This is a genomic window from Kytococcus sedentarius DSM 20547 (assembly GCF_000023925.1).
Lineage (GTDB): Bacteria > Actinomycetota > Actinomycetes > Actinomycetales > Dermatophilaceae > Kytococcus > Kytococcus sedentarius.
In genome coordinates this window covers 1,740,318-1,753,557 of record NC_013169.1, presented here as the reverse complement: position 1 = coordinate 1,753,557, position 13,240 = coordinate 1,740,318, and the positions used below count along the sequence as shown (strand labels likewise).

The following is a 13,240-nucleotide window of genomic DNA, read 5'->3' as shown; positions in this document are numbered from 1 at the left end:
CCGCACCCCACGCTAGGGCAGGGCGCCGGACCCCGCCGGGTGGCCCCCCGCCACCGCACGCACCCAGCCGACGAGCGGCACCCACCCCCCATCGAGGAGCACGACCATGAGCACTGTGGACGAGACCGGTCTCGCCGGCGAGCCGCCCGAGGGCGGCCTGACGACCGAGCCGAAGAAGCGCTTGACCGACTCTGCGGCCTTCGCCTGGCTGCAGAAGTTCGGCAAGTCGCTGATGCTGCCGATCGCGGCGCTGCCCGCGGCGGCGCTGCTGCTGCGCTTCGGCCAGCCGGACATGCTCGGCGCCGACGGGCTCGGCTGGGAGACCCCGGCCGCCGTCATCGGCGCCGCCGGTGACGCGCTGTTCGCCAACCTGCCGCTGCTGTTCGCCATCGGCCTGGCCATCGGTATGGCGCGCAAGGCCGACGGGTCGACCGCGCTCGCGGCGGTGGTGGGCTACCTCGTGTTCAAGGGCGTGGGTGACGCGATGAGCCCCCTCATCCTCGGTGCCGCGCCGGAGGGTGAGGAGCAGGAGCTCATCAACTTCAACGTCTTCGGCGGCATCATCAGCGGTCTGGTGGCCGCCTGGCCGTGGCAGAAGTACCACCGCATCAAGCTGCCCGACTACCTGGGCTTCTTCGGGGGCCGCCGTTTCGTGCCGATCGTGACCTCGCTGGCCATGCTCGTCATCTCCGTGCTCATGAGCTTCCTGTACAAGCCCTTCGACATCGGGCTGACGAACCTCTCCCAGTGGGTGGCCGCCAACGACATCCTGGGTGGCTTCATCTACGGCACGGCGAACCGCCTGCTCATCCCGTTCGGCCTGCACCACGTGCTCAACAGCGTGCCGTGGTTCGCCCTGGGCGAGTTCGAGGCCGGCGGCAAGACCCACACCGGCGACATCGCCCGCTTCCTCAACGGCGACCCCACCGCCGGTGCGTTCATGACCGGCTTCTTCCCGATCATGATGTTCGCCCTGCCGGCCGCGGCCATGGCCATCTGGCACGAGGCCAAGCCGGAGAACCGCAAGGCCACCGGCGGCATCATGATCTCCGCGGCGCTGACCAGCTTCCTCACCGGCATCACCGAGCCGCTGGAGTTCGCGTTCATGTTCGTCGCCTGGCCGCTGTACGTCATCCACGCGGTGCTCACCGGCTCGTCCATCGCGCTGACCAACGCCCTGGGCATCAAGGACGGCTTCGGCTTCTCCGCCGGGTTCATCGACTACGCGCTGAACTTCAACATCGCCACCAAACCGTTGTGGATCCTGGGCATCGGGGTGGTCTACGCGATCATCTACTACGTGCTGTTCCGCGCCGTGATCCGGTGGTGGAACCTGCGGACCCCCGGTCGTGAGGAGGAGGGGCAGGACTCGATGGTGCAGGCGGACACCTCGGCCTGACCGTCCCGGCCGACCCTGCCCGTCCCGGCCGACCCGGTGGCCCGCAGCGCTGCGGGGCACCGGGGGCCGGCGTGGGTGAGGATGGGGCCATGCTCCTGCGCACCCACCGCCTCTTCGACGGCCACCGGTTCGGCGGCCCGGCCACCCTCCACGTCGAGGGTGACCGGGTCGCCGCGCTCGTTGAGGCCCGGGGTGGGCCCGCGGACAGTGCGTCCCGGCCGGGCGGTGCGCTCCCGGCGGACGCCGCGCTCCCGGCGGACGTCGCGCTCCCCGCATCGGAGGGTGGGTCTCCCGCACCGGAGGGGGCGGTCGTCGACCTGCCGCGCGGCTGGACCCTGGCGCCCGGATTCGTCGACGTCCACTGCCACGGCGGCGGGGGAGCGTCCTTCTCCGACGACGCCGACGGCATCGCCCGCGTGCTCGCCACCCACCGCGCCGCCGGGACCACCAGCTCGATGGCGTCCACGGTCACCGAGGGCATCGGCGACCTGTGCGAGCGGGCCCGCACCCTGGCGCCGTTCGTCGCGTCCGGGGACCTGCTGGGCATCCACCTGGAGGGGCCGTGGCTCAGCCCCGACCACCGCGGCGCCCACGACCCGGAGCTGCTGCAGGCCCCGGACCCGGCGGCGCTCGACCGCATCCAGGAGGCTGCCGCGGGTGGGGTGCGGATGGTGACCCTCGCGCCCGAGCTCGCGGGCGGGCAGGAGTTCGTGACGGCGCTGACTGAGCGGGGGATCGTGGCGGCCGTGGGCCACACCGACGCGACGCACGAGCAGGCGGCGCGGGCGTTCGCCGGCGGCGCCACGGCGGCCACGCACCTGTTCAACGCGATGCGGGGGATCCACCACCGGGATCCCGGGCCGGTGACGGCGGCGTTGGAGGACGACCGGGTGTGGATCGAGCTGATCGCCGACGGGGTGCACCTCGCCCCGCCGATCCTTGCCGGCGCGATGCGGATCGCCGGCGAGCGGGCGGTGCTGGTCACCGATGCCATGTCCGCCGCCGGGCAGCCCGACGGGGACTATCGGCTCGGGGGGTTGGCCGTGCGCGTGACCGACGGCGTGGCCCGGCTGGTGGACGGGGGCGCCATCGCGGGCAGCACCTTGACCCTGGCCGATGCGGTGCGCCACGCCATCGAGGTGGCGGGGGTGGAGCCCGAGGCGGTGCTGCGTGCGGTGACGAGCGCGCCCGCATCGATGGTGGGGCTGGGTGAGCCGGCGCCCGGCAGGGAGGTCGGCCTCCCGGCCCCCGGCCTGAGCTGTGGTGGTGAGCCGGCGCCCGGCATCGGGCACCTCCGCGCCGGCGGTGTGGCCGACGCGGTGGTGCTGGACGAGCAGTGGGGAGTCCGCGGCGTGCTGCGGCGCGGGGAGTGGGTGGTGCGGCCGGACTGCTGAGCCCCCGCCCAACGCCCTCCCACGCAAACCATGCCCCCAAGCAAACTGTCTTCTCCCCGTCCACCCTGACGCGCGGACACGGGTCACGGTGGACGGGGAGAAGACAGAACTGCGGGTCGGTGTCGCCGCCCGCGTCAGCCCCCGCCCGGGCGCCGCCCCACCTGACGTGTGAGTTGTTGCACCCGATGGAGCAGGCGCCCGGCGGCATCCGCAGTCACCACGTCCCGCCAGGTCACGCGCAGGACGTTGTACCCGGCCTCGCGCAGGGCGTCCTCGCGTCGCTTCTCCGCGACCAGTGCGTCGCGCCCCTGCACCCCGTCGTACTTCACCGCCCCGTCGAACTCCACGACGATCCGCTCGGCCTCCAGGAGCAGGTCCACTCGGTAGGTGCCCTCGCGGGTGGCGATGCGCACCTGACTGGTGGGCCGCAAACCGCCGCGTACCAGCGCCAGGCGGGTGAGGGTCTCACCGGGGGACTCGCTCCCGGCATCCGCCAGGTCCAGGACGGCGCGCGCCTTGCGGACCCCCCACCGGTTGGGCTGGACCACCTCGGCGACCTCGTCACGGGTCACGAGCCGGCGCTGCAGGGCAGCATCCAGAGGAACCAGGGCTGCGGCAACCGTCGACTCCCGCTCCGAGGCGTGCGCCACCAGCGCCCGGGGCAGGTCACTGACAGCCCAGGTCTCGCGGCACCCGGGCGGAACGACGCTCTCGGGAGGTGCGTGGTGGGGCAGGAGGCGCAGGGCACCGGCGCCCTGCCGGATACGGCCGCGCGGGCCCCCGAGGTGCACGGGACCGGGCCGGCCGAGCAGTGGGAGGCCCCACATCGTCAGTGCAGTGGCCGATGCGGCGCACTCGCCGGGACGGTGGAGGAGGTACCCGAGGGTGCGCAGGCGGTGGACTGCTCCGGAATCCTCCGGGCGTTGCCCGCGGGCCACGATGCCCGGAGCCGGACGCCAACACAGCCCGAGCCGGACGGCCCGGGCCAGCGAGGACGGGGAGACGTGGACGGCCTCGAGTCGGGCGAGGGTGGTGACGCCGTCCCGCCACCGCACGTGGTCCAGGAGGTGCACGGTGCCGGGCTCGGGCCGCGGGCTCCCACCATGGTCCTGGGACACGGGGCCCGGGTGAGTCGGTCCTGGGGTGGTGTCTCGGTCCATGGGTGCCAGCGTCGCGCCCCGCGGACGGCCGGGGTCGGGGAGACCCGGTGGCCCTGTGGACGATGTGGTGCCCGCTGGCCCCTCGACGGCCAGCCAACGCATCTGCTGTGCACAAACTGTCGTCCCCTCGTCCACACTGCCGTGCGGACACGGGTCAGTGTGGACGAGGGGACGACAGTTTGTGGGTGGGGTGGGGAGGCCTCAGGCGTCGAGGTCCTGCTCCACGAGGGCGGCGACCTTCTCCACGGCCGCCTCGTCGTCGCTGGTGACCGTGACCTCGGCGCCCTGCTCGGCGCCCAGGGTCATGATCATGAGGCTCGAGGAGGCGTCCACGGGGTCACCCCCGGCCAGGGCGATCTGCACGTCGGCCTCGACCTCACCCGCTGCGGCGGCGATGACGGCGGCAGGGCGGGCGTGCAGGCCGACGGCGGAGCCGACGGTGACGGTCTTGCTGGCCATGGGGTGGTCCTCTCACAGGGGGCGGGCCGCGCGGGGCGGCCGGGATCGATGGGGGACAGGGTGCCACGCAGACCGCGCTCCCCACACAGACCGGGGTCGATGGGGGGGCGGGCCCCGCAGGTGCGGGGCCCGGCGTGGCGACGCGCGGGTGCGGGGCCGGGCGTGGCGACGCGCGGTGCGGCCCGCGCGGACAGGTGGTCGTCCGGCGGGCAGACTGAGGGGCAGTCCACACGCCGCGGGCCCCGGCTCCCGTGCGTGACCACGCCCCAGGAGGATCCCGTGCCCCGCGTCCCCGCGACCAGCACCCCGGAAGACCAGCCCCGCCAGCTCACCGGCACCCCGGTGGTGCCGGGCGTGGTGCACGCCCCGGTGGTGTGGGCGCGGCCCCGCCCCGAGGCCCCCGCCAGCGGCGCCGAACTGCCCGCGGGGGAGCGCGAGGCCGAGGCCGAGCGTCTGGCGACGGCGATCGAGGCCGTGGCCAGCCGCCTGGAGGAGCGCGCTGCGGCGGTCACGGGCGCGGCGGCCGAGGTGCTGGCGGCCACGGCCGGCATTGCGCGGGACACCGGGTGGGCCAAGCAGGCCCGTCAGGCCGTGGAGGCCGGGCAACCGGCCGCGGTGGCGACAACGCACGCCATCGGGGGCTTCATCGAGACCTTCGAGAAGCTCGGCGGGGTGATGGCCGAGCGCACCACCGACCTGCGGGACGTCCGTGACCGCGTGGTCGCAGAGCTCACCGGCCAGCCCGAGCCGGGTGTGCCCACGCCCGCCGAGCCGTCGGTGCTGTGCGCCGAGGACCTCGCCCCCGCCGACACCGCGGGGCTCGACCCGCAGCAGGTGGTGGCCATCGTCACCAGCGCCGGCGGCCCGACCAGCCACACCTCGATCATCGCCCGGCAGCACGGCATCCCCTGCGTGGTCGGGGTGGCCGGGCTCGAGGCGCTGGAGGCGGGGGAGTCGGTGCTGGTGGACGGGGGCGCCGGGACGCTCGACCGGGGGGTCGACGCCGAGGAGGCGGCGCGGCGGGTGGCGCAGGACGCCGACCGGCGTGCCCGCATCGAGGCGTGGTCGGGGCCGGCCCGCACGGCCGACGGGACGGGCGTGGAGCTGCTGGCCAACGTGCAGGACGGGGCCGGGGCGCGGGCCGCCGCGGCCGGGCACGCCCAGGGGGTGGGCCTGTTCCGCACCGAGCTGCTCTTCCTGGGTGCACGTTCCGAACCCACCGTGGACGACCAAGCGGCGCGCTACGCCGAGGTGTTCGGCGCGTTCGCCGGGCACAAGGTGGTGCTGCGCACCCTCGATGCGGGGTCGGACAAGCCGCTGGCCTTCGCCACCCTGCCCGACGAGCCGAACCCCGCCCTGGGGGTGCGCGGGTACCGCCTGGCGCAGGTGGACCCGGGGCTGCTGGAGCGGCAGCTCGATGCGGTGGCGCGGGCCGCGTCGCAGGCCGGGGTGGACGCCGCCGACGCCTGGGTCATGGCCCCGATGGTGGCGACCGTCGCCGAGGCGCGCGCGTTCGCCGAGCAGGTGCGCTCGCGGGGGCTGCGGGCCGGAGTGATGGTGGAGGTGCCGGCGCTGGCGCTGCAGGCCGAGGCGCTGGTGCGCGAGGTGGACTTCGTCTCGATCGGCACGAACGACCTCGCGCAGTACACGATGGCCGCCGACCGGATGACGGCCTCGCTGGCTGGGCTGACCGATCCCTGGCAGCCGGCGGTGCTGCGGCTGGTGGAGATGACCGCACGGGCCGGTGCGGCGGCGGGGGCACCCGTGGGGGTCTGTGGCGAGGCCGCGGCGGACCCGGACCTGGCGTGCGTGCTGGTGGGCCTGGGCGTGAGTTCGCTGTCGATGGCGGCCGGTGCCGTCAGCGCCGTGGGGGAGCGGCTGTCGCGGGCCACCGACGCGCAGTGCCGCGCGGCGGCGGAGGCGGCCCTGGGCGCTGCGGACCCGGCGGCGGCCCGCGAGGCGGTGGCCGCGGTGCTGGAGGGTTGACCGGGGCGCGGGGGCGGGTTCAACGCATCGGGGGCGGGGGTCGAACGTCCGCCCGTGGTCGGACCCGGGAAGGGGGCCGTGTGGCGCCCGGGGCCCCACAATGGACGTTCGCCGTCCACACGCGGTGAGCGTCCCCCATCGACCCCGACCACGAGGATTGCCATGACCTACAACCAGCCCGGCGGCTTCCAGGCCGCCCCGTCCCTCGACGAGCACCACGGCCAGCGCGGTCCCCTGACCCGCCCCAAGCCCCTCGACCTCGCCGTCAAGCTCATGTGGCTCGGCGGCATCGTGCAGCTGCTGGGCATGCTCCCGGCCTTCTTCATGGGCGACCAGATGCGCGATGCGGTGCGTGAGCAGCTCGAGGCCAACGGCCAGGAGGTCACCGACCAGGTCGTCGACGGCAGCGTGACCTTCGGCATCATCACCGCCGTTCTGCTGGGCGTCGTCGGTGCGCTGCTGTGGTTCCTGCACGCCTGGGCGAACGGCAAGGGCATGAACTGGGCCCGCATCACCGGCACCGTGCTCGGTGTGCTGAACATCCTGTTCACCCTCATCGGCCTGTTCATGCCGACCGGGGCGCAGGCGGGTCTGCTGTCCACGGTGGTCTCGGTCCTGGTGGCCCTGCTTGCGCTGGTCATCATCGTCCTGATGTGGCGCAAGGAGAACAACCCCTTCTACAACGCCCGCTGAGGCGGTCCACCCCGCGCCCGTCCGGGCGCGGGGTGGACACACGACGGCGCCTGCGCTCCCGCATCGGGGAGGGCAGGCGCCGTTCGCGTCACACGGAGGCGGTCAGCACTCGATGACGTTCACCGCCAGGCCGCCGCGCGCGGTTTCCTTGTACTTGACCTTCATGTCGGCGCCGGTCTCCCGCATCGTCTTGACGACCTTGTCCAGGCTGACGATGTGGGAGCCGTCGCCGCGCAGGGCGGTACGGGCGGCGGTGATCGCCTTGACCGAGGCGACGGCATTGCGCTCGATGCAGGGGATCTGCACCAGGCCGCCGACGGGATCACAGGTGAGGCCGAGGTTGTGCTCCATGCCGATCTCGGCGGCGTTCTCTACCTGCAGGGCGTTGCCGCCGATCACCTGGGCGAACGCGCCGGAGGCCATGGCACAGGCCGAGCCGACCTCGCCCTGGCAGCCCACCTCGGCGCCGGAGATCGAGGCGTTCTCCTTGAAGATGACGCCGATGGCGCCGGCGGTGAGGAGGAAGTCGACGACGCCCTCGTCGTCCGCGCCGGGCACGAAGTCGACGTAGTAGTGCAGGACGGCCGGGATGATGCCGGCAGCGCCGTTGGTGGGGGCGGTGACCACGCGGCCGCCGGAGGCGTTCTCCTCGTTGACCGCCAGGGCGTAGACGGTGATCCAGTCCATGCCGTGCAGCGGGTCGGTGGACTCCTTGCCGGCCTCCTCGAGGGCCTCCCACAGGGCGGGGGCGCGGCGGGGGACCTTCAGGCCGCCGGGGAGGGTGCCGGAGGCGTGCGTGCCGTTGTGGACGCACTCCTGCATGACCGACCAGATCTTGAGCAGGCCCTCACGGACCTCGGCCTCGGAGCGCCAGACCTTCTCGTTCTCCATCATGACCTGGGGGATGGTCATGCCGGTCTCGCGGCAGATCTCCAGGAGGCGGTCACCGGTGGTGAAGTGGTGGGGCAGCGGGGTGTCGTCCTCGACGATGGCGGAGTCGCCGTCGGCGTTCTCGTTGACGACGAAGCCGCCGCCGACGGAGTAGTAGACGTGGTCGCTGAGGACCTCGCCGGCCTCGTCGTAGGCGGTGAAGCTCATGCCGTTGGGGTGGACCGGGAGGGACTTGCGGCGGTGCAGGACGAGGTCGGTGTCCTCATCGAAGGTGATGTCGTGCTTGCCCAGCAGGGGGAGGCGCTTCTCGCGGCGGATGACCTCGAGGGTGCCCTCGACCGCGCGGGGGTCGCAGATCTCGGGGCGCTCCCCGGACAGGCCCAGGAGGACGGCCTTGTCGGAGCCGTGGCCGACGCCGGTGGCGCCGAGGGAGCCGTACAGCTGGGCGTGGATGCGGTGGGTGCGTTCGAGGACGCCCTCGCTCTCCATGCGCTCGGCGAACATGACGGCGGCGCGCATGGGGCCGACCGTGTGCGAGCTGGAGGGGCCGATGCCGATCGAGAACAGGTCGAACACACTGAGCGCCACTGTCACTCCTTCGTGGGTAGGCGGTGCCCGGGCAGGGAGGGCAGGCGTCAGTGTCTCATTGGTGGGGCAGGGTGGGTTGGCTGCGCGGGTGCGTCGGCCCCCTGTGGTGTGGGTGGGGTGGGGCTGGGGGTTTCCACAGGTCGGGTGGGTGTGTCTCGACACGGTGGGCGCTCGTCCACATGTACTACACCAGCGGCACCCCGCACCCCGCACCCCGACGCCCCGGATGCCGTGGCCCGCGGGATGTCGCCGCGCGCAAGGTCACACGCCCGCGTGGCCACTCGGCACCGGAAGGCGGCTGTGCAGAGATCTCGGGGCAGCGGCGTGGGCACGGGAGGCGGCGGCAGCGCTCCGCAGCCTCTGGGGCTCTGGGCGTACCATGAGGCGCCAGCATGCCGAGGGACCAGGAGACATGGGGATGATGTCGTTGCCGAGCCGCCGCTCCTCGCGGAGCCGTCTGGCGACGCCCGCGTCTGGGCGAGGGGCGCGTGCTCGCAGCTGGCAGCGGGGGACAGGTCTCGTGGCTGGTGCTTTGCTCACGGGAACGCTCGTGGCGAGCTGCGGCGGGATCTCCATCGGCATCGGGGGCGACGACCCCTCGGAGGAGTCGCGCTCCACGGACACGACCACCAGCGAGTCCAGCGAACCCAGTGAGTCCGAGACCAGCACCGAGACGAGTTCCGACGACGAGTCGTCGAACCCGGATGAGTCGTCCACCGACGTGCCTGAGTCGACCAGCCCGACCGATGCCGACTCCGGCTCGCTGACCGACGACCAGACGGACCCGGCTCCGACCTCCGACGACGTCGCTCCCACCGACTCCGGCGAGGTGCCGCCTGTGGGCCCGACCGACCCGACCGACGGCTCGGACCCCGAGAGCGACCCGGACAGCCACAGTGCGACCGACGGGACGACCCCGTTCCCGACCGACTCGCAGTCCCATTCCGGGCCCGGCGGAGACCCGAGCTCCTCGGGGGACGAGTCCGACTCCGCGTCCGAGGGGGACCCCAGCCCGTCCGACGAGTCGTCGCCGAGCTCCAGCATCGATGGGGACCAGCCCGCCGACGCGCGGGGACGGGTCATCGAGGAACCCGGCATCCCACACCGCGGCGAGGCCTACCGGTGGGAGTCCGGACTGGTCGCCCACATCACCCCGGGCGAGTCGTTCGTTCCCTCCAGTGCCGCGGCCGGGTCCGAGGGCTACAGCCAGTTCCTGCTGTTCGAGGTGACCCTCACCAACCGGTCCCCGCAGGAGTTCCGTCTGAGCGACTTCCGCATCGGCGGTCAGAGCGCGGGGGAGCAGGCCTCACGGGTCTTCGACTCCGGCAACGGCATCAACTCGTTGCCGGCACAGGACCTGGGCATGGGGGAGACGAGCACCTTCCCCGTCGTGTTCGGGGTGCGCGACCCCGAGGACACGGTGCTCGACGTCGTCCAGGCCTTCGAGCTGAGCGACCGCATCGTGTTCCTGCCGCCCAAGGACTGAAGCGCCCCTGCCGCCCACGGACGGGCGGGCTCCCCGCGAGCGATCAGCGGTAGAGGGCGTCGATCTCCTCGGCCCACTTGTCGGCCACCACGGCCCGACGCACCTTCAGGGTCGGCGTCAGCTCCCCACCCTCCATGGTGAACGGCTCCTCGGCCACGACGACCTTGGTGATCCGCTCGTAGCGGGCCATGTCAGAGGTCAGCTCGGTGACGCGCTCGGTGATGGCTCGGGCCAGGTCCCGGGCAGAGGCCCCCGGGAACGCCTCGGCACAGGCCGCCGCATCGGGGGAGACGACCGCCACCAGGTAGGGCCGCCCGTCACCGACCACCATCGAGTACTCGATGAGGGAGTCACTGTCCAGCACCCCCTCGATGGCCGCCGGGGCGATGTTGCGTCCACCGTCGGTGACGATGATCTCCTTCGAACGCCCCGTCAGCGTCAGGTACCCGTCCTCGTCGAGCCGCCCCAGGTCACCGGTGCGGAACCATCCGTCCTCGGTGAACGCCCCCTCGTTGGGGTCGGTGCCGTCAGCGTTGGGCAGGTAGCCGGCGAACACCCCGTCACCACGCGCCTGGATCTCGCCGACTCCGGGCGTGTCGGGCCCATCCGGCTGGGGCACGATCCGCACCTCCATGCCGGCGATCGGACGCCCCACCGTGCCGAAGCGCCAGTCACGTACCCCCGGGCAGGAGATCACCGGTGAGGTCTCCGACAGCCCGTATCCCTGCGAGACCAGCAGGTCCGCCGCCAGCAGGAACTCCTCGACCTCCCGCCGCAGCGCCGCGCCACCCACGGCCATGCAGGTCTTGGGCCCGCCCAGCACGTCGCGGATGCGGTGGAGTACCAGTCGGTCGGCCACCCGGTAGGCCGCCTCGGCCCACGGCTCCACCGGCAGTCCGCTCCTCCGCCGCCGGTTGCGCCGCAGGCCCACCCGCAGGGCCCAGTCGAACAGGGCGCGGGTGATCCGGGAGGAGTCCGCGTTCGCGTGGGCACCGGCGTACACGCGCTCGTACAGGCGCGGCACGCTCACCATCACCTGTGGCTCGGCGGCCGCCAGCAGCGGCTGCACCTCCTTGGGGTTGCGGCAGTAGGCGATCGTCAGCCCCTGCTGCACACCGAACGCCGCCCAGGCCCGCTCCAGCGCGTGCGAGAGGGGCAGGAAGCTCAGCGAGCGCTGGCCGGGGGTGAAGTCGAAGCGGTCGGCGATGGTCGCGAACTGGGTGGTGAGGTTGCGGTGCGTCAGCGGGACTGCCTTCGGCGTGCCCGTCGTGCCGGAGGTGTAGAGCACCGTCGCCAGGGCGTCGAGGTCCGCGGAGTCGATGCGGCGAGCCACCTCAGCGTGCGTGCTCGCCGGGGCGGCGTGGCCGGCTGAGATGGCCTCCTCGAGGTCGACCACCTCGGCACCGAGCACCGTCGCCGCGGACTCCCGGGCGTCCTGCGAGCACTCGATGGCGATCACCTGGCGGACCCCCTCGTCCGCCAGCAGGCCGGCCACGCGGGCGAGCTCCTCGTCCCCGAGGACCGCGACCACGTGGGCCTGGCTGTGCCGCAGCACGTAGGTCTTCTGCTCGGTGCTGGAGGCCAGGTGGACCGGCACGACGCTGGCACCGGCGGACATCGCGCCGTAGTCCACGACCGACCAGGCCGGGCAGTTGGGGGAGACGATCGCCACCCGGTCGCCGACCGCGAGGCCCGCGGCCACCAGATGGACGGCCAGGCCCCGGCAGCGCTCGGCGAACTCCGCATAGGTCCACTCCTGCCAGACCTCGTCCACCAACTCACGCTGTGCGACCACCCGGGGGTGGGCCGTTGCGGTGTCGCGGAGGTGCTGGGACAGGGGCGCGAGCGTCGACATGCGCTCAGGGTACGACCACGGTGCCCGTGGCGCCCGGGGCGGACCGGGCGCGTGAACCCGGACCCCCGTCGCCGTGGAACCATGACGCCATGAGGCCCGATGGTGACGCGTTGCGCCGGATGCAGTGGGTGGCCACGGGCCTGCTGGCACTGGCCGCCCTGGTCTTCCTGCTGACCCCCGAGGGCGGCCCCTGGGGCTACCTCCACGCCACCGCCGAGGCCGCGATGGTCGGCGCGATCGCCGACTGGTTCGCGGTGACGGCCCTGTTCCGCCACCCGTTGGGCATCCCGGTGCCGCACACGGCGATCATCCCGCGGCGCAAGGACGAGATCGGCGCCGCCCTGGAGTCGTTCGTGGCCACCAACTTCCTCACCCCGGACACGGTCACCGAGCGTTGGGTGCAGGCCGGGGTCACCCGCCGTGTGGCCGGATGGGCCTCCGACCCCGACCACGCCCGCACCGTGGTCACCGAGGCACTGCCCGCCCTGCGCCGCGCGCTGCGGGCCGCCGACACCGAGACCGTCCGCGAGCTCGCGGCCGAGCAGCTCCTCCCTCGGCTGGCACAGGAGCCGCTGGCGCCGCTGGCGGGCCGGTGGCTGCAGGAGGTGCTGCGCACCGGGTCGCACCACCGCCTGGTGGACCTCGTGGTCGACGAGCTGGTCTCGTGGCTGGAGGCCAACCCGGATCGGGTGCAGTTCATCGTCCGCACCCGCGCCCCGTGGTGGTCGCCCCAGTGGGTCGACGACGCGGTGGTCTCCCGCATCCACGCCGAGCTGCTGGGCTGGACGAGGGACGTCCAGCGCACCCCCGACCACCGCATCCGCGCCAGCATCGACGACCTGCTGGGTGACCTCGCCCGCGACCTCCAGCACGACGAGGCCACCGCCGAGGCCATGGCCCGTATGCAGGAGCGGATCCTCACCGACCCCTCGGCGGCCGGCACCGTCGCCGAGCTGTGGGAGGGCCTGGCCACCGTCCTCACCGAGGCGCTGGCCGACCCGGACGGGCCCCTGCCGCGCCGGCTGGCCCTCGCCCTGGCCGACGGGGCCGGCAGCCTGGCCGGCGACCCGCGGGCCTGCGAGGTGCTCGACCGCCGCAGTGCCGAGCTGGTCGCCGGCCTGGTGGAGCGGCACGGTGCGGAGGTCGCCAGTGTGATCTCCGGGACCGTCGAGCGGTGGGACGCCCACGAGACCTCGCGCCTGCTGGAGTCCTACGTGGGGCGCGACCTGCAGTTCATCCGCATCAACGGCACGGTGGTGGGCGGCCTGGTGGGGTTCACCCTGCACGCCTTCAGTCAGATCCTGTGACCCGGCGCGTAGACTCCTCCCC

The 13,240-nt window shown here is 73.3% G+C and carries 10 protein-coding genes; 6 read left to right on the top strand and 4 right to left on the bottom strand.

The window, feature by feature from the left end; genetic code table 11:
* Positions 1-106 precede the first annotated feature (106 nt).
* Both KSED_RS08280 and nagA read left to right on the top strand, forming a co-directional pair.
* Entirely contained in the window at positions 107-1,399 is a 1,293-nt protein-coding gene (locus tag KSED_RS08280; protein WP_015779650.1) for a PTS transporter subunit EIIC, read from the top strand.
* Between the two features lie 89 nt (positions 1,400-1,488).
* Entirely contained in the window at positions 1,489-2,793 is a 1,305-nt protein-coding gene (nagA, locus tag KSED_RS08275) for an N-acetylglucosamine-6-phosphate deacetylase (protein WP_015779649.1), read from the top strand.
* Between the two features lie 134 nt (positions 2,794-2,927).
* Here nagA and KSED_RS14590 read toward each other — a convergent pair whose 3' ends face one another.
* Both KSED_RS14590 and KSED_RS08265 read right to left on the bottom strand, forming a co-directional pair.
* Complete coding sequence (locus KSED_RS14590; protein WP_015779648.1) at positions 2,928-3,911, bottom strand: DUF559 domain-containing protein; 984 nt, start codon at positions 3,909-3,911, stop codon at positions 2,928-2,930.
* A gap of 243 nt (positions 3,912-4,154) precedes the next feature.
* The gene (locus tag KSED_RS08265) at positions 4,155-4,412 is read right to left on the bottom strand and encodes an HPr family phosphocarrier protein (RefSeq protein WP_015779647.1); all 258 of its coding nucleotides are present in this window, start codon (positions 4,410-4,412) and stop codon (positions 4,155-4,157) included.
* Between the two features lie 279 nt (positions 4,413-4,691).
* Between KSED_RS08265 and KSED_RS08260 the strand changes: the two genes are divergently transcribed.
* Positions 4,692-6,398 carry a phosphoenolpyruvate--protein phosphotransferase gene (locus KSED_RS08260; protein ID WP_015779646.1) on the top strand — a complete coding sequence of 569 codons (1,707 nt, stop codon included), beginning with the start codon at positions 4,692-4,694 and terminating at the stop codon, positions 6,396-6,398.
* A gap of 162 nt (positions 6,399-6,560) precedes the next feature.
* Entirely contained in the window at positions 6,561-7,091 is a 531-nt protein-coding gene (locus KSED_RS08255) for a hypothetical protein (protein WP_015779645.1), read from the top strand.
* 102 nt (positions 7,092-7,193) lie between these two features.
* Here the strand turns inward: KSED_RS08255 and KSED_RS08250 are convergent, their stop codons facing one another.
* Entirely contained in the window at positions 7,194-8,570 is a 1,377-nt protein-coding gene (locus tag KSED_RS08250; RefSeq protein WP_015779644.1) for an L-serine ammonia-lyase, read from the bottom strand.
* Positions 8,571-9,120: 550 nt separating this feature from the next.
* Between KSED_RS08250 and KSED_RS08245 the strand changes: the two genes are divergently transcribed.
* The gene (locus KSED_RS08245; RefSeq protein ID WP_015779643.1) at positions 9,121-10,056 is read left to right on the top strand and encodes a hypothetical protein; all 936 of its coding nucleotides are present in this window, start codon (positions 9,121-9,123) and stop codon (positions 10,054-10,056) included.
* 43 nt (positions 10,057-10,099) lie between these two features.
* On the opposite strand, the gene KSED_RS08240 is transcribed toward KSED_RS08245, so the two are convergent.
* On the bottom strand, positions 10,100-11,911 hold the full coding sequence (locus KSED_RS08240; RefSeq protein ID WP_015779642.1) for an AMP-dependent synthetase/ligase: 1,812 nt from the start codon (positions 11,909-11,911) through the stop codon (positions 10,100-10,102).
* 89 nt (positions 11,912-12,000) lie between these two features.
* Between KSED_RS08240 and KSED_RS08235 the strand changes: the two genes are divergently transcribed.
* Positions 12,001-13,218 carry a DUF445 domain-containing protein gene (locus tag KSED_RS08235; RefSeq protein ID WP_041290907.1) on the top strand — a complete coding sequence of 406 codons (1,218 nt, stop codon included), beginning with the start codon at positions 12,001-12,003 and terminating at the stop codon, positions 13,216-13,218.
* The last annotated feature ends 22 nt before the right edge of the window (positions 13,219-13,240 follow it).